The 16,290-nt window shown below is 41.3% G+C and carries 16 protein-coding genes; 2 read left to right on the forward strand and 14 right to left on the reverse strand.

The genetic code is table 11. The features are described from left to right. The first annotated feature begins 204 nt into the window (after nucleotides 1-204). Nucleotides 205-1,950, forward strand: coding sequence for a Na/Pi cotransporter family protein (locus BMX05_RS07015; protein WP_093309370.1), 1,746 nt, complete (start codon nucleotides 205-207; stop codon nucleotides 1,948-1,950). Nucleotides 1,951-2,176: 226 nt separating this feature from the next. Next, nucleotides 2,177-3,781: a methyl-accepting chemotaxis protein gene (locus BMX05_RS07020; RefSeq protein ID WP_177166822.1), complete on the forward strand. Its 1,605-nt coding sequence runs from the start codon at nucleotides 2,177-2,179 to the stop codon at nucleotides 3,779-3,781. 35 nt (nucleotides 3,782-3,816) lie between these two features. Here BMX05_RS07020 and xthA read toward each other — a convergent pair whose 3' ends face one another. The 14 genes from xthA to cheB form a co-directional block, all read right to left on the reverse strand. Next, nucleotides 3,817-4,635 carry an exodeoxyribonuclease III gene (gene xthA / locus BMX05_RS07025; protein ID WP_093309374.1) on the reverse strand — a complete coding sequence of 273 codons (819 nt, stop codon included), beginning with the start codon at nucleotides 4,633-4,635 and terminating at the stop codon, nucleotides 3,817-3,819. A gap of 8 nt (nucleotides 4,636-4,643) precedes the next feature. Further along, the gene (locus BMX05_RS07030) at nucleotides 4,644-5,018 is read right to left on the reverse strand and encodes a response regulator (protein WP_177166823.1); all 375 of its coding nucleotides are present in this window, start codon (nucleotides 5,016-5,018) and stop codon (nucleotides 4,644-4,646) included. A gap of 16 nt (nucleotides 5,019-5,034) precedes the next feature. Continuing rightward, nucleotides 5,035-6,144: a hybrid sensor histidine kinase/response regulator gene (locus BMX05_RS07035; protein ID WP_093309377.1), complete on the reverse strand. Its 1,110-nt coding sequence runs from the start codon at nucleotides 6,142-6,144 to the stop codon at nucleotides 5,035-5,037. Further along, nucleotides 6,128-7,252 (reverse strand): two-component system sensor histidine kinase NtrB, encoded by a 1,125-nt coding sequence (locus BMX05_RS07040; RefSeq protein ID WP_093309378.1) that lies wholly within the window; start codon nucleotides 7,250-7,252, stop codon nucleotides 6,128-6,130. The genes BMX05_RS07035 and BMX05_RS07040 overlap by 17 nt, the downstream gene beginning before the upstream one ends. Nucleotides 7,253-7,296: 44 nt before the next feature. Then, entirely contained in the window at nucleotides 7,297-7,671 is a 375-nt protein-coding gene (locus BMX05_RS07045; protein WP_177166825.1) for a response regulator, read from the reverse strand. Between the two features lie 15 nt (nucleotides 7,672-7,686). Next, nucleotides 7,687-8,874: a methyl-accepting chemotaxis protein gene (locus BMX05_RS12890; RefSeq protein WP_093309381.1), complete on the reverse strand. Its 1,188-nt coding sequence runs from the start codon at nucleotides 8,872-8,874 to the stop codon at nucleotides 7,687-7,689. Nucleotide 8,875: 1 nt separating this feature from the next. Then, entirely contained in the window at nucleotides 8,876-9,247 is a 372-nt protein-coding gene (locus tag BMX05_RS07055) for a response regulator (protein WP_093309382.1), read from the reverse strand. A 98-nt stretch (nucleotides 9,248-9,345) separates the two neighbouring features. Further along, complete coding sequence (locus tag BMX05_RS07060; protein WP_093309384.1) at nucleotides 9,346-10,110, reverse strand: ParA family protein; 765 nt, start codon at nucleotides 10,108-10,110, stop codon at nucleotides 9,346-9,348. Between the two features lie 83 nt (nucleotides 10,111-10,193). After that, complete coding sequence (locus tag BMX05_RS07065; RefSeq protein WP_177166826.1) at nucleotides 10,194-10,463, reverse strand: hypothetical protein; 270 nt, start codon at nucleotides 10,461-10,463, stop codon at nucleotides 10,194-10,196. Nucleotides 10,464-10,490: 27 nt separating this feature from the next. After that, nucleotides 10,491-13,202 carry a chemotaxis protein CheA gene (locus BMX05_RS07070; protein ID WP_093309386.1) on the reverse strand — a complete coding sequence of 904 codons (2,712 nt, stop codon included), beginning with the start codon at nucleotides 13,200-13,202 and terminating at the stop codon, nucleotides 10,491-10,493. 10 nt (nucleotides 13,203-13,212) lie between these two features. Continuing rightward, nucleotides 13,213-13,593 carry a response regulator gene (locus tag BMX05_RS07075; RefSeq protein WP_093309388.1) on the reverse strand — a complete coding sequence of 127 codons (381 nt, stop codon included), beginning with the start codon at nucleotides 13,591-13,593 and terminating at the stop codon, nucleotides 13,213-13,215. A gap of 11 nt (nucleotides 13,594-13,604) precedes the next feature. Continuing rightward, complete coding sequence (locus tag BMX05_RS07080) at nucleotides 13,605-14,453, reverse strand: CheR family methyltransferase (protein WP_093309390.1); 849 nt, start codon at nucleotides 14,451-14,453, stop codon at nucleotides 13,605-13,607. Next, on the reverse strand, nucleotides 14,443-15,096 hold the full coding sequence (locus tag BMX05_RS07085) for a HEAT repeat domain-containing protein (protein WP_093309391.1): 654 nt from the start codon (nucleotides 15,094-15,096) through the stop codon (nucleotides 14,443-14,445). Before BMX05_RS07085 ends, BMX05_RS07080 begins: the two co-directional genes overlap by 11 nt. 13 nt (nucleotides 15,097-15,109) lie before the next feature. Next, complete coding sequence (cheB, locus tag BMX05_RS07090; RefSeq protein ID WP_093309394.1) at nucleotides 15,110-16,243, reverse strand: chemotaxis-specific protein-glutamate methyltransferase CheB; 1,134 nt, start codon at nucleotides 16,241-16,243, stop codon at nucleotides 15,110-15,112. Nucleotides 16,244-16,290: the final 47 nt, after the last annotated feature.

A 16,290-nucleotide genomic window follows, 5' to 3' on the forward strand; every position in this document is an offset into this window, starting at 1 on the left:
GATGAATATTTGATGAAATTAAAGTTGCATTCGCCTAAGTCGCTGCTAACGTATTGAGTTAATTGCAAGAATTAATCTGCTTGCAAGTCAGGGTGTGTATACACAAGCAGTAAAAAGTGTGTCATTAAGCTGATGGCTTGGTGTGTTTATCATGTGAGCCAGTTCCAGCAAGAGAGAAGGTATTTGAATTAGGAGAGTTCAAACATGCATACAGATGTAATTGCACAGCTTGCCGGCGGGATAGGTTTGTTCCTGTTGGGCATGATGTTGATGACCGAGGGTTTGCGCCTTGCTGCCGGGCATACTTTACGAGATGTACTTGCTAAAAGTACGGCAACGACATTACGTGGTTTGCTGTCAGGCGCTTTTATTACTGCTTTAGTACAAGCTTCAGGTGCAGTGACAGTTGCAACTATCGGCTTTGTGAATGCTGGTCTGATGCAGCTCAAACAAGCAGTGACCATCATTTATGGTAGCAATGTTGGCACCACCATGACCGCTTGGCTCGTGGTAGCTATTGGGCTGGAGTTTGATATCGAAGCCTTAGCCTTGCCCATGGTCGCTTTGGGGATGGTACTTAAGCTTGTAGGCAATCAGACCAAAGCTGCCTTGGGGGAAGCTTTGGCTGGCTTTGGGGTATTTTTCTTAGGCTTAAATATCCTGCAAAGCACTTTTGGTGATATGAGTGCTCAAGTGAATTTGGCGGAATATGCGGGCGATGGTTGGGCATCACGGCTTATCTTTGTTGGTATAGGCTTCGGGTTGACATTTCTTATGCAGTCATCCAGCGCGGCGATGGCCCTTACCTTAACGGCTGCTGCAGGCGGTGTTGTCCCTTTAGCTGATGCGGCTTGTATTGTGATTGGTGCTAATGTAGGGACCACCTCAACTGCAGTTTTAGCCACTTTAGGTGCTACAGCTAACGCGCGTCGTGTAGCAGCAGCGCATGTAGTTTTTAACCTAGTGACAGGGGTGGTTGCTTTTTTAATTATGCCTTGGTTATTACAAGGTTTATTATGGGGTACCCAAGCTTTAGGTGGAGATCAAGATATTGCGGCTATTCTCGCTTTATTTCACACCTGTTTTAATATATTAGGTATTTTATTGCTTTTACCTTTTACAACCCCTTTAGTGAATGCTTTAGAAAAACGTTTTTGTTCACGTGAAGATGATCAAGCACGGCCACGCTATTTAGATGATACTTTAGTAAAAACGCCAGTTTTGGCAATGCACGCATTATTAAAAGAGCTAGATCGTATTGGTGAACATACTCAACGTATGATTATTAGTATTTTAAGTGCAGAAGGTCGTGGCAATGAACAAATTCTTTTACAGGAACAAGAAAGCTTGCAACGTTTAGTTGTTGCTGTTGGCGAGTTTGGTTCACATATTCAACGTGAACACTTACCTGAATCTTTGGATCATTTGTTGCCGGAGGCTTTACGGATTTCACGTTATTATCAAGAAATGGGTGAATTAGCTTTACAATTATCTCGACAACAAGCAGAGCTAAAAGCGATAGAAGTACAAGATTTAGCGAAACAAGTCGCTAGTTATCGTAGTGCAGTGGTTGATTTAGTCGAGGCGGCTCTGGGTATACAAGAAATTGATGCAGACGCTTGCACGCAGGCATTACAAGGCTTACAAAAAGAATATCAAAGTTTAAAATCTGCGTTATTAAAAGCAGGGGTCACAGAACAAGTCGCTGTGCGTCAGATGGTATTGCATTTAGATGTACTGAGTGATATTCGTCGTATGAGCGAGCAAGCGCAAAAAAGTGCAAGCTATCGCGCACGGGTGGCACGTTATATGCGAGAAGAAATTCCCGTGCCAGTATCAGAAGAAGAGACTTCTTCAGAAAAAAGCCCAGTGGTAGAGGAAGAAAAGGAAAGCCAAAGTACGCCAGAAGATTTAGCGCGTAAGTTAGCAGAGCATACCGAGAAAACCTAAAATCGGATACATAAGTGCAAATTTGTGCATACAAAGGCACTGAGAAAGCTTCCCCAAAGTGCTCATGAAAGACGTTTTGGGGATTTTTGTCACCTAGGTATAATATTTGTGTAATGTGGTTACATTTTTTAGCTAAAAGATTACTTACCAAAAAAAATTAAATCTTTAAAATCCGCATCCATTTGCCATGTTTTATCCTTGTCATTAACTTATGAGTCAATTGCGTATGTTAGATATTTTAAGAAATTTTGCGATTCAAACACGTTTACGAGTCATTGTTGGTTTAGCTATTCTGATGTGCATTTTATTGGTGGCTTTAACACTGACAGAATATCGCAAATCTATCTTAGAAGAAAAATATTTAAAAATACAGCAACTAGTGCAAATGGCAAAAAACACCCTAGTTGGTTTGCATCAGGCAGGCGCTTCTGATCGTGAGGTGATAGCTGCAGCAGCTAAAATGACCTTCTCATATCAAGGAGAAGAAAATTATATTTGGATTGCTGATTTGCAAGGAAATATTATTTACCATCCTATGGTTAATCATACCAATGAACAAAATGTAAAATCGCAAACTTTTTATAAAAGACTGATTCAGCAAGCCAACCAAGAAGGTCAAGGGTTTTCTCAGTATGATTGGCCAAAACCTGGGCAAGCTCAAGCATTACCCAAGCTAACTTATTTAATGACAGACGCGAATAAAGGCTGGATTTATGCCGCTGGGATTTATCTAGATGATGTAGAGAAACAAATTGAACGTGTCATACTCAAAGTGGTTGTTATTTTAGTCCCCTTAACACTGACCATGCTATTACTTTCTATATGGATTGCTGCTTCAATTAAAAAACCATTAAAGCAAACTTTAGTATTGTTAGATAATATTGCTCGAGGTGAAGGTGATTTAACACAGCGCTTACCTGTGGAGGGCAAAGATGAACTCGCACGATTTGCGAGTCTTTTTAACCATTTTGTTCAGCGTATGCAGGCTCTGGTGAGTCAAAGTCATGTGACGGCACGTGAGTTAGCACAGGCTGCAGAAGAATTAACACGTGTTACCCAAGGTAGTCAAAGCACTTTGCATTCGCAATCTCAGCAGACAGATCAAGTAGCTGTGGCAATGCATCAGATGAGTTTGGCAATTCATGAAATTGCAGAGAATTCTGGGCATGCAGCACATATTGTACAAAATTCACAAACTTTAACTGATCAGGGTCATCGATGTCTGCAAACCACTTTAGAACGTTTGCAAGCACTGATGCAAAGCGTGACGCAAACCCGCACAGGAATAGGTCAATTACGTCAAGCGGCAGATAATATTGTTGGTATTTTAGATGTCATAGGTGGGGTAGCTGAGCAAACCAATTTATTGGCACTAAATGCTGCGATTGAGGCGGCTCGTGCTGGTGAACATGGTCGGGGTTTTGCTGTGGTTGCTGATGAGGTGCGTTCTTTAGCAGCGAGTACACAAGAAAGTACAGGGAAAATTCAAACCTTGATTGATACGTTATTACATCAAGTGCAAGAAGCAGATCAAAGTATGCAGCTGAGTTATAAACAAGTGCAAGCGACCAATGAAGATGCACAACAAACCTATCAAGCATTACAAGAAGTGGGGCAGGCAGTGAAAGCGATTAATGAAATTGGTTTGCAAATTGCTACTGCAACTGAAGAACAATCGGCAACTGCGGAAGAAATTAATCAGAATTTATTAAGAATTAATCAGCTTAGTGATCATACTTTAAATGGTGCGCAAGAGGTTAACCAAGCATCACAAGATCTGGCTCAGCTTGCTGAGACTTTAGATATGAGTATTCGTCGATTTAAATATTAATAAAAAAAGCCCCAGTGCGGGGCTTTCTTTTTTAACTAACGAAGCTTTAAATTAACCTCTGTAATTACAGGACAATGATCCGAAGGTTTTTCCATCCCTCGTGCCTGATAATCAATTGTCACTTGGGTACAAAGATCTAATACCGGTTGACTGGCTAAAAAAGTATCAATTCTTAGTCCGCGTTTAGGCTCAGCATCAAACCCACGACTACGATAATCAAACCAGCTTAAATCACGTGATTCTGGATATAAATGCCTGAAAGTATCCGTGAGTCCCCAACTCAATAACTGATGCATCCAGGCACGTTCCTCTGGCTGAAAACTGGTTTTCCCTGTGCGCAGCCAACGTTTTTTATTTTCTTCACCAATTCCTATATCAGCATCTGTAATGGCAATATTGAAATCGCCCATGACTAATAATAGATCTTGGGGATGATAGTCTGTTTGTAGTAAGTTTTGTAAATTGGCATAAAACTGGCGTTTCGCAGGGAATTTAGTTTCATGCTTAATGTTTTCTCCCTGAGGAAAATAACCATTAATTAAGGTGATTTTTCCCTGATCAGTCAGCCATTCACCTATAATTAAACGTTTTTGTGCCTCTGGCGTATCTTGGGAAAAACCTTTTGTCAGCTGATGCGGAGGAAGCTTGCTTAAAAAGGCAACACCATAGTGTGCTTTTTGTCCATGATAATAAGCTTGGTAACCTAAGGCATGAATAGCTTCTATTGGGAAAGCTTCATCATGTACCTTGGTTTCTTGTAGTGCGATCACATCTGGTTGATGTGTTTGAATTAAATATTCAATCTGGTGTAAACGTGCGCGTATGCCATTAATATTAAAGCAAATAACCTTCATTTAAACCTCTAGGTATTTAAGAGTTTTTTTATTGTGCTAAGTAACTGTTCTTTGGAAAAAGGTTTTTCTAACAAAGCATGAGCACCAACCAAGCGGGCAGATTGTAAAGAAAAGCCTTTATCTAAAGTGCGGCCACCACCAGAAATAGCTAATATTTTTATATTAGGCCTTTTTTTTAATATTTCTGGGATGCCCTCAACACCAGTTTTATCTGGCATCATAATATCTGTGATAACGAGTTGGATGTCGTTATGTTTTATTAACGTTTGAAGCCCAGCATCAACGCCTGAGACTTGAGTCACTTGGTAATTTTCTCGATTCAAAAGCATAGAAAGCATGGTGCGTAGATCTTGATCATCATCAATTAACAATAAATGAGTCATTATTTTTCTCCAAAGATTATTCCATAATAGGTAAAAAAATGGTGAATAAAGTACCCAAACCAACATGACTACTGACGTTTATATTACCTCGATGGGCCTCAATAATACCTTTGACAATAGAGAGACCTAAACCTGAACCTTGCCCAATATCCTTGGTAGTAAAAAAAGGATCAAAGATATTGCGTAAATGCTCCGGTGAGATACCTTCTCCTTGGTCTTCAACACTGATAGCAAGTTGGCGGCTGCCGTCTGCATGTGTACTTTTACAGAGGCGTAGTCCAAGCGTTAATTGCCCTTTAGGCATAGCATCTAAAGCATTCACGACCAAATTATCTAAAACTCTTTCTATTTGGGTTGCATCTGCTTGGATGAATGTAGAGTACGCAGCTTCTTCTATATTAACTTTAATATTAACCTTATCACGTGCTTTAATTCGCGCAGTTTGTGCAACCTTTTCTATAAGTAAGCTTGCTTGTAAAGGCTGAAAGTCTATAGGTTCTTCACGCACATATAAAAGTAAACTATTAATTAAGTTTCGTGCTTTTTTAACAGATTGAATGATTTCTTGGCTGCATTGATAAGAAAAAGACTCTGGATTTAACTCTTCTTGCAGCATCTCAGCATAACCACTAATGGTTGCTGTAATATTGTTAAAATCGTGGGCAACACCTGCCGCAAAATGCCCAAGCGCTTGAATTTTTTTATCTTCTTGTTGCCTGTGATAGGCAAGATATAATCTATGTAAAATATGTATCTTATTAAGTAATTTGTGTTTTTCTAAAGGCTTGACTAAGTAATCATCTGCACCATAGCGTGTGGCATTTTCCCAGTCTTCCGCTGTGTCATTGGACGTTACCATCATAATAGGCCGCCAATGATGTGCATCTAAAGTACGAATTTGACGTACCGCCTCAAAACCATTCATGCCAGGCAGGTGGACGTCCATAAGTACAAAATCTATACGCTGTAATGATAACAGCTTTAAACCCTCCTCTGCAGTGCTTGTGGTAAATACTTTATAGTCAGGCTCCGCAAGAAAGTGTTGAATTAGATACCTTTGCATTGGATCATCTTCAACAAGTAATATCCTTAAAGGATCCTTAGATTTATCAGGTGTTTGCAACATTATCCTGCCTTTGTAAGGGGAAAAGTAATCGAATATCTGTGTATTTATTTGGCCGTGAATCAATTTCAATTAAGCCCTGATGCAGGGTAACAAACTGATTGACTAAACTCATACCTAAGCCTGTACCTTTACCAATATCTTTTGTTGTAAAAAAAGGATCGAAAATACGTGTTTGAATTTCTGGGCAGATACCAGAACCATTATCATAAAAACTAATTACAGCATAGTTTTTGCTTTGATGCGTTTCAATGAAATTAAAGGTTTTAATTTGTGTAGAAATGATAAATTTTGGTAAATTTTGGCTAGCTAAAGCATCTTTTGCATTACGTACTAGGTTAACAAGTACTTGAATAAAACCATGAGCATCAAGAGAAACAGGTAAAGAATGCTGATGTAAATTCATCGAAAAATGAATCTCTTCCCCAAGCATATCCTGTACAATGGCTTGTGTTTTGTAGACCAACTGATTTAAATTTTTTATTTTTGTATTAGGTGTTTTTTGGTTATCAGGATTGAGAATGTCAAGGTGCTCAAGTAATCGAGCTGCCCTTGTACCTGCACATAATGTCTGTTGTAAATTTTTATATAAAGGATCTTGAGGTTGGCTAAGAGCAAGATTAAGTTCAGTTAAGCCATTGATGGTACCAAATAGATTATTAAATTCATGTGTCAGTCCAGCTAATAAATGACCTAAAGCCTCTAATCGACCAAGACGATTCGTATTTTTTTCGAAGAGAAGGCGTGAGGAAATATCTTGTCCAATTGAGATATAGCCAAGGTGATGCCCTTGAGAGTCTAATAATTTTTTAATACTGGTACTTTGATGCCATAAACTTGTATCTTTACGCTGGCCAGTCAGTTGTCCTTGCCAGATTTGATGTCGATGGATACTTTTGAAAATAATAGGAAAGCTTTGATCTGATCGAACTTGTGCTAACCAAAAATGAGCTGGATGTTGGTAGATTTCCTCACAGGTGTAACCTGTTGCCGTACAATAGGCAGGATTGACATAAATGATATTGAGACGTTTATCAGTAGCGATAACTAGCGTATCTACATCATGAAATAAGGATTTTAAAGAAAGCTGATTAAAATACGCATATTTCATGATGCTGACTCCAAATATTTATCAGTATTTACCTCCTTATAAAGTTAACGTCCTTCTGTTAAAGCTTGATTGACCAAGGTGCGTAATTCTTGCATGCGAAAAGGTTTTTTTAACAAATGATGCGCCCCTACAGAACGTGCAGAAGCTAAACTAAAATCACTTGATAACACACGTTGGCCACCAGACATACCAATAATAGCAAGCTTAGGATGTTGCCTGACTAATTGACGGATTAAGTCAACACCATTTATATTAGGCATACAAATATCTGTAATAACCAAGTGTGTTTGTGCATTAAGTTTGCTTAACGCTTCTTGGCCATCGCTCGCTTCTATAATTTGATGACCATCTAAAGAGAGCATCTGTTTAACTGTATACCTGAATTGTTGGTCGTCATCAACTAATAAAATATTTGCCATCTGTTCCATCCAAGTTTAAAAAAGTTCGATACGTGCCCCTTGAGAAGAGGTATTGCCTTGACGAGGATCTTCATCTAGGTCAGGTGCGGATAAAGACAGGTGAGCATCTTCTGCTTGAGCATAGGCCTGTGCAACTTCTTGTAATACGTGCCAATCAACCTGCTGATGGCTCTCTAATTGCTCTAAAATACGGATTAATACTTGCTGGCGCTCATTAAAAGAAAATTGTAACCGTTCGACAATCTGTCGTATGACATCTTGGAATTGAATGCTGCCTAACGCATCATTGACTTCCTTATTTAGATGATCATTATGTGTAATAACAACACTTAATAACATGCGATAAAATTGTCGCATATCAATATAGCCACTATTGAGCTCACGGGTTAGATTCATAAGACGAGTGACTTCTTCAATATCTTTATTAAGGCGTTGGTCAACTTCATCTCCAATGTAAGCATTAACAGAGCTATGCACTTCTTTAATGCCGTGACCAATTAGAGAGGCTGCTTCTGCTGCTTTACTAGCCAAAACACGCACTTCACTAGCAACCACGGCAAAGCCACGCCCTGCTTCACCTGCGCGCGCTGCTTCAATAGCTGCATTGAGTGCAAGCAAATCGGTTTGTTTACTAATTTCATGAATCAAATCGACACGGGAGTTTAAATCAATGACACGCTGACCTAGTAAATGAAAGTCACTTTGTTGTCGTTTAATATGTTCAGGTAAAGTATGGATAAATCCAGAAAGTTCATTGATAACATGTGCACTTTCTTCCATTGATGCTTGCATCTGTTCGCTTTGCCCGCTGGCAACATCTAAATATCGTGTGAGATCTTCTGCAAGTTCGTTAATATGGGATAAGCGCTCGATAATTTCAAAAGCGGCATTTTCAGTGAATTGAATGCTTTCATTTAATCGGCTTTGTGCGAGTTGATCTTGCTCACAAAGTGCATTTAAACCTTGGCTGCAAGCTTGTGTATCTAGGGTGATCGTTTTTTGTGGTTCGGGCTGTATTGCGGCTTGCGCTTTGTATTTTTTAAAGGTGCGATAAGCCTCTAAACCAAGCAAGCCTCCAGCTGTGATCATGCTGATCAAAGTTGCAGGCAGAGGGGTAATTTGAGCCAGTAAAGGCGCTATCCCATGCGCCATAACGATAATTGCTACTAAATAGAAAGCTAAACCTAGCGGGATATGCTTCACATTAAGCTCCTGGGACAACCTCTTTAATCACTTTGAGCAAGTCGGAACCCGATACGGGTTTAACCAACCAGCCGGCGGCGCCTGCACTTTTTGCTTCTTGGCGTCTTGCCTGTTGTGATTCTGTTGTTAATACAAGAATAGGAACAAATCTAAATCCAGGTAAAGCTTTGGCAGATTTGATTAATTCAATGCCATTCATAATAGGCATATTAATATCAGTTATAATGAGATCTGGTTTGCCACCTGTGGATAATTTTTGCAGTGCTTCTTGGCCATTTTTAGCCGATTCTACATGAAATCCAGCCTGTTTTAAAATGTTGGTTAAGCTAAGTAAAATAGTCGCAGAATCGTCGACAATAAAAATTTTTTTCATACAAATTCCTCCGTAAAGAAAATATGCCCGTGAATAAAAAACTTGGTAATAGATTAATTTATGTATTATTGATAAACATTAAAAAAAATACAAGCAATTTAGAAGTGAGCTTCCCATAAAGAAGCAAGCTCTTTAGAGAGTAAATGATAATCCATCGCACCTGGGCTGCGTGGTGAGAAATAACAAACAGGTTGTGCGGCTGCAAAAGCTTCTGCTAAACGGATATTGGAACGTATGCCACGCAATATACGTGCTTGACCAAAATGCTTAATAAGATTATCAAGTACTTGCCGATGTAAATTAAGGCGTGCATCTAGCATAATCGGTAATATACCTATAGATTTAAGGCGTGGATTATAGCTAGAGCGCACCTTATAAATAAGTTGGGCAAGTTGTAACGCACCCACTTCACTAAGATGATGTGGAATTAAAGGCAGAACAACACCATCTGCAGCAGTTAAAGCATTAATGAGGACAGCATCTAAAGTAGGTGGCGTATCAATAATAATATGCGTATAAGCACTGATTAAGTGGTCGCGTTGAAGGCATTGGTATAAACAATCGACCCCCCACTCTAAGCCCCGTCCATCAAAACGAGTATCTGCAGCAAGCAAATCCACACCTGTTACAGGGGTAGATTCAATAAGAGAGGGTAATTCGGTATGCGCATGACGAAAAATTGTGTGTATACATGCATTGGCAGGGCGCTTATGCGCACACCCTAAGCCGAGTGCACAATGACCTTGAGTGTCTAAGTCAATGACCAAAACTCGGGCACCTTGACGCCCCCACTCAGCTGCAAGGTTGACGCTGGTGGTCGTTTTACCTGTACCACCTTTACGATTGGCAATAGCGATAATCATAAATATTCGTAAGCAGATCGCTTAAAAAATGACGATTTGCTTGACTGCCTCCGTTAACTTGCAGCTGATGATGCTTGGGTCGATTAGGTTTCAAGACTGAGTAAGCTGGTGAGCGCCCATTGTAACCCTGCTGTATGGCAATAATCATCTGTTTGTGTCTGGTCTTTAGGTAAAATGACAGGGGTTTGCGCAGCTAAAATGACTTGTAATACAGCAGCATGTAGATGCTGGCAAGCGCTGATATCCAGTTTGGCTTGCGGATGTTGTAAAAGCCAGTCTAGTAAAGTTTCTGCATCTTCGACACTGGCTAGGGCTTCAATATAAACGCATTCAGGCGTATAGCGAATGGCCATGATGTTTTCCTCGGATAAGCTGCGATGTTAGAGCCTGTGATCAAGTAGAGCTGCAAGGTTTAAAATTAATAAAACGCGCCCATCACCCATCAAGGCAGTGCCTGAATAGTAGGTATATCCTGCCATGACACCTTCTAAAGGTTTTTGCACAATGTCGATGCCTTGATGGAAATCATCAATCACTAAGCCAAGTGCTTGCTGGCCAATCTCAACCACTAAAACCGCTTCTTCTGCCAATTTTTGGGTGTCTGCAGCAGGTAAGCCCAATAAATCCCGCATACGTTTTAAAGGGATGACTTGTTCGCGCAGTACAACCACTTCCTCTTGCTTGATATAGCGAATTTTTTCTCTTGGTACACGCACAGTTTCACGAATGACAGACATGGGAATACCATAGATCTGTTGATGGATTTCCACCACCATAACTCGAGCGACTGCCATAGACAGTGGTAGCAGGATGCGAATCTGTGTTCCCTGACCTACTTGGCTGGCAACTTGTACTTGGCCACCTGCTGATAAAATGCTGGTGCGCACCACATCCATGCCAACCCCACGGCCGGAAATATCAGAAACAGCTTGTGCAGTCGAAAGACCCGCGGCAAAAATTAATTGCAAGGCTTCCTGTTCTTTCATGCTATCAAGTTGGGCTTCATCAATTAAACCCTTTTGATAAGCTTTTAACTTGAGTGTTTCACTATCAATACCACGACCATCATCGATCACTTCAATCAAGACCTGATCATCCATCGGGAGCGCACGCAAAATAATTTGCCCAACCGGATGTTTGCCAGCTGCCTGGCGTTCGCTAGTATTTTCAATGCCGTGATCCAAGCTGTTACGAATTAAATGGATTAGAGGATCTGCGAGTGCATCAATCACATTTTTATCTGCTTCGGTTTCTTCGCCTTCTAAATGTAACTCGATTTGCTTATCAAGCTTGCGGCTTAAATCGCGTACCAGGCGTGGAAAACGTTGAAACACAGTAGAAACTGGGATCATACGTGCAGCCATGACCGTACTTTGAATGCTATCAGCAATACGATCTATATTGGCATAGTGGGTTTTAATTTCCTTAGCGAGCTCGGCTGCAGACATCCCTTGTTGTGCATGTTGGGTCAAATAAGGCAAAGCATTTTTGGCAACAATCAGCTCGCCGGCAAGGGTCATTAAATCATCAATGCGTTTTTGATCGACGCGAATAGATTTGTGAGTCGGTGCTTCGCGAATATGGGCATCTAAGGCTTTGTGGACTTCCGCCACCTGCTGGGCTTTTGCGGGAAGCGTATTTTCATTGACATCCACTTGCTGATCACAGTTAGGGGGCACAGGTGCCCAAGTATCTAGCAGAGGTGCTAGCCAGGTTAGTAAGGGCTCAGTCGTTTGTTGCACAAGTGCCGCTTGCTTGGCTGCCTGTAAATGCTGGCTTTGTGCTGGATCCTTTGCGAATAAGCTTTCAAGTACACAAGCACTTGCTTGAATTGCACCGGTGAGCGTCTCTGGTGTTTTGGGTAAAGACAGCATATGTTGCTGGGCTTGTAAAATCTCCAAGACGAGGAGGTGATGATCTTGAATACAACTTGGGCTGGCAGAGGTTGGAGCCTCTGTTTGTAAAAGATTATCTAGCGCAGGTTGCAAGTAATCATCTTCCTCCGTGAGGAGAAAGCCTGTTAAATAAACTAAAAGTCGGCGGTAATCTGCAATTGGCCATACGGAGGCATGGGCAAGTGCCCAATCCAGCCAATCTAAGGCCGCATGCGCTTGTAAAAGCCCACTTCCTAGTTCACTAAGGACTTGGGTACGTTCTTTAAGTCCTTGCCAGTCATTGGCTTGAACTAGTTGTGGAAGCTCTTCAACAAAGGACTGATAGATAGGCGTTTCTAATGGTTCCCCTGTGGGGAAAATCAGGGTTGTGGCATCTAATTCTAACCACTGAATATCTGTGATCACATAACGAAAGTGATCTTCTATTGCTTGATGTGGTGCTTGTACAAGTAAATAAAAATCCAGCACGCACTGATAAGGGTCCAAATCGACTAAATCTGGCCAAGGTGTCTGCGGGCAAACCCCATACCACAGCAAACCTTGCACATGGCGCACCATATGGAAGGGGTCTTGACCTTGAAAAAAGCATTGTGGATCTGGGCGAAAACGTAAAGCGTAAATTGCTTGCTGCGCTAATAAAGAGGTAGCGGCTTGTTGGCGTACCTTGTTTGGCACTTGTGCCAACCAACTTGTCTGTCCTGCGCCCCAAGTGATCGCTTGGGCCGCTATTGAGTTGGTTTGTGTTGGAGCAGAATCTAGTGCTTTGTTGCCTGCCTGAGATGCTGGTGTGTTTTCTGCTGACGTGTGCGTTTGCTGAAATCCCTGTTTTAATTTTTGGCTCAAGTTTTGCGCATTTTTTACCATTTCCACGCTTGGATGTTCTTGCTGTTCGACTTCATCAAGCCAAGTCGCCAACACGTCCATAGCAGATAAAAGTAAATCAGTTTGTTCACTGGTGAGTTGGAACAAGCCATCGCGCAATTTATCTAAAGCTTCTTCTGCAAGATGGAGCATTTTAGTCAAAGCGCTAAAATCATCAAATAAGCCAGAGGAGCCTTTAATGGTATGCATGGCCCGAAAAAGATCATCTAACTCTGTGCTGTCTTGGGGATTTTGTTCCAAGGCAAGCAAACTGCGGCTGGCGACTTCTAGATTATCGCGTGACTCATTAATAAAAGAAATTAATAAAGGATTCATCAAGCGTCTCCTAAATTTCTTGCTTTGACTGACCCAAAATAAGAGTCACCAAGTCTTGTAGACGCTTGGGATCTGTGGGCTTAATTAAATAAAAATTAGCACCAACACTATAAGCTTTTTGAATATCTTTCGCTTCGGATTCTGTGCTAATCATAATAATAGGTATACTTTGTAAATCAGGGTTTTTGCGTACTTCTTCAATAAAGCGGTAGCCATCCATTTTGGGCATGTTGACATCCACTAGCATGAGCGCAAAAGAAGCTTGCATCGCTTTTTCTAGCGCCTCAACGCCATTTTCAGCCTCTGAGGTAGGATAACCTAACTCAGTAATTAAGTGCCTGTGATAAAGGCGTACTGTGACCGCATCATCCACAATTAATACTTGCTTCATTACCCAGACTCCTAATCAAGTGGCTTCTGGTAAGCCAGAGCCTTATTAAATTTACGTACTTTAAATAAGGACGAGATACGGCTCATAGATTCTGAATGTCCAAGGAAAATAAAGCCTCCAGGATTTAAGGCATCATAAAAGACTTCAGCAGCGCGCCGACGTGCAGGCTCATCAAAATAAATCAAGAGATTGCGACAAAAAATAATATCAAAATGGCGATATTCTCGCGTTTGTGCTAGATCAGCTAAGTTGACCTGAGTAAAAAGTACAGAGTCACGAATATCTTGGCAAAGTTGCCATTGATTCGCGCCTTTAGGGAGAAAATATCTATCGCGAATATCTTGCGAAATATGCATTAAAGAACGGTCCGAATATAATCCGCGCCGGCAACGATCTAAGACATGAGTATCTATATCTGAGGCAACAATTTCGACATCAACTTGTTCGATTAAAGGCCAGTATTCCAGTAAAGACAGGGCAATTGAGTAAGGTTCTTCACCTGTACTTGATGGAATCGACCAAATACGTAAAGTTCGTGCCTTATTTTGAGGATATTGAACAATTTCATTTAAAGTTTCTTCAACTAAGCATTCAAATTGATAACGCTCGCGCATAAAATAAGTTTCATTCACTGTCATACAATTGACCAGTTGCTGAAACTCTTGTCCAGAAGCCTGAAAACGCATAAAAGTGAAATAACTACGAAAGCTATAATACTCAGTGTGGCGCATGCGTTCTAATAAACGTTTATCAACAAAATATCTTTTACTGTCTTCGAAATAAATACCTGTGCGCCGGTAAAAATAATCTCGAAAACGTGCAAACTCTGCATCGGTAATTTGCAGTACACTAGCCGGCATTACTGGTGTCCTCAATACGTTGAATGGCTGCATCAAGGGCAAATTTTAAATAAGGTGTTTGAGCAACACGCGCTTGCAATGCGTTCAGTTGAGGAAGCATTTCCGGTGTTCCCAATTCAAGCAAACGATCAATCGCCGTTCCAAGAACATTAGGATGTTGCTCTTGTGCAAGCACATGCAATAACCATTCAGGTGCACATGGGTGTGCAAGTAATTGCAAAATATCAATCGCAAAAATGCGAATATCTGGGTTGGTATGGGCAAGTAAATCTTGAATATGTGGTGCGACCTCTTCCGGCAAGGTTTGTAATATTTCAATGACTGTATTGCGAATACCCGCATCATCTGAGTTTAAGCGTGCAATCAAGCCTTCCACGACCTGTGGACCGCCAAGACTTTGCAGTGAACAGAAAATCGCTTCTTGTACTTTTAGGTCTGTTTCTCGATCTAGTTGGGTGAACAAATGGGGGACACTATGCACGAAATTGGCTAATTCACGTGCGGCCCAGCGTCTTGTGTGTGCTTGAGGATCCTGCAAATGTGCAATCAAGGTTTGCCAGTCTGGTGCTTGATCACCTTGAGCTGCATCCGCTGTGGCGACGCTCGTTGGTTGAACATGAGTTTGCACACGTTTTAGTGCCATCACTTGACCTCGATTAACAGCTTGCCCATTGAATCAATTGTTGGGCGATTTCATGGTTAGGAAGAATACAGGTGGCGCCTTGTTGTTCGATTAGGGCGCGTGGCATGCCAAAAACAACCGCAGTTTCTTCGCTTTCGGCCAAGGTGCGCGCCCCTTGCATTTTGGCCTGTGCCATTTCTTTGGCACCATCATGTCCCATACCGGTTAATTGCACACAAATTAAATCTTGAGGGCGATAAACTGCTAATGCAGAAGCAACCATCAAAGATACGCTAGGATGCCAGAGGTATTCACTATGTGAAGGTACGCTTAATAAACGAATTTGTGTGCCTCGTTTGCTAATACGTAAATCCGCATCACCGCGAGCAATGTACACATGACCTGCTTCCGGCGCACAAGGGCTAGAAACTTCCTGTACAGGTAAAAGACACGAACGATTTAGGCGATCTGCAAAAACTTGGGTAAAGCGTGCGGGCATATGTTGCGCAACCACAATTGGGTAAGGAAAGTTCGCAGGTAGACCTTGCAAAATCGCTTCTAAAGTCCCAGGCCCCCCCGTAGAAACACCAATGAGCACAAGTTTTTTATCTTGGTTGAATGCACGTCTTTGTGTTCGTGCACTGGCTTGAGTTTGCGCCTTAGCCTGGCCTTGCTCCTTGGTAAATATGCGAGAGGGAGTCGTTTTTTCTAGTGGCTGGCTGCGGGTTTGTTGTAAACGTAAACGCGAACGCAATTGTTTAGCTGTTTTGGGTTTTTGTTGTAAAGCAGCGTGAATTTTTTGTAAAAGTTCTGGAAAAATGCGTTCTAGGTTTTGTGACATGGTGCCATCAGGTTTGCTGACATAATCAAAAGCACCAAGCTCCAAAGCTTCAAAGGTGGCTAAAGCGCCTTTTTCTGTTAAAGAAGATAGCATAATCACAGGACAAGGATGATGCGCCATAATGTGGCTTAAACAAGTCAAACCATCCATATTCGGCATATTAATATCTAAAGTAATCACATCAGGGGGATGAGTTTTTATTTTTTCTAGGGCATCGATACCATCACGCGCACTGATCAGCTCAAAGTCACCGGTTTGAGTAAAAAAATTTCTGAGTTGCTTACGCATCAAAGCGGAATCGTCCACGATTAATAAGCGAATGCTCATCCTATATGCTTCCTACTTGATTAGCTTATGAACTGGCTTGCAACAGC

It is taken from the genome of Allopseudospirillum japonicum (genome assembly GCF_900108915.1).
GTDB lineage: Bacteria > Pseudomonadota > Gammaproteobacteria > Pseudomonadales > Halomonadaceae > Pseudospirillum > Pseudospirillum japonicum.

Excerpts from the sequence above, each read along its gene's own strand:
- BMX05_RS07040 (WP_093309378.1), bottom strand. The coding sequence starts at position 7,252 with ATGAAATATGCGTATTTTAATCAGCTTTCTTTAAAATCCTTATTTCAT.
- BMX05_RS07045 (WP_177166825.1), bottom strand. The coding sequence starts at position 7,671 with ATGGCAAATATTTTATTAGTTGATGACGACCAACAATTCAGGTATACA.
- BMX05_RS07030 (WP_177166823.1), bottom strand. The coding sequence starts at position 5,018 with ATGACTCATTTATTGTTAATTGATGATGATCAAGATCTACGCACCATG.
- BMX05_RS07055 (WP_093309382.1), bottom strand. The coding sequence starts at position 9,247 with ATGAAAAAAATTTTTATTGTCGACGATTCTGCGACTATTTTACTTAGC.
- BMX05_RS07015 (WP_093309370.1), top strand. The coding sequence starts at position 205 with ATGCATACAGATGTAATTGCACAGCTTGCCGGCGGGATAGGTTTGTTC.
- BMX05_RS07035 (WP_093309377.1), bottom strand. The coding sequence starts at position 6,144 with ATGTTGCAAACACCTGATAAATCTAAGGATCCTTTAAGGATATTACTT.
- BMX05_RS07070 (WP_093309386.1), bottom strand. The coding sequence starts at position 13,202 with ATGAATCCTTTATTAATTTCTTTTATTAATGAGTCACGCGATAATCTA.
- BMX05_RS07080 (WP_093309390.1), bottom strand. The coding sequence starts at position 14,453 with ATGCCGGCTAGTGTACTGCAAATTACCGATGCAGAGTTTGCACGTTTT.
- xthA (WP_093309374.1), bottom strand. The coding sequence starts at position 4,635 with ATGAAGGTTATTTGCTTTAATATTAATGGCATACGCGCACGTTTACAC.
- BMX05_RS07085 (WP_093309391.1), bottom strand. The coding sequence starts at position 15,096 with ATGGCACTAAAACGTGTGCAAACTCATGTTCAACCAACGAGCGTCGCC.
- cheB (WP_093309394.1), bottom strand. The coding sequence starts at position 16,243 with ATGAGCATTCGCTTATTAATCGTGGACGATTCCGCTTTGATGCGTAAG.
- BMX05_RS07075 (WP_093309388.1), bottom strand. The coding sequence starts at position 13,593 with ATGAAGCAAGTATTAATTGTGGATGATGCGGTCACAGTACGCCTTTAT.
- BMX05_RS07020 (WP_177166822.1), top strand. The coding sequence starts at position 2,177 with ATGTTAGATATTTTAAGAAATTTTGCGATTCAAACACGTTTACGAGTC.
- BMX05_RS07065 (WP_177166826.1), bottom strand. The coding sequence starts at position 10,463 with ATGGCCATTCGCTATACGCCTGAATGCGTTTATATTGAAGCCCTAGCC.
- BMX05_RS07060 (WP_093309384.1), bottom strand. The coding sequence starts at position 10,110 with ATGATTATCGCTATTGCCAATCGTAAAGGTGGTACAGGTAAAACGACC.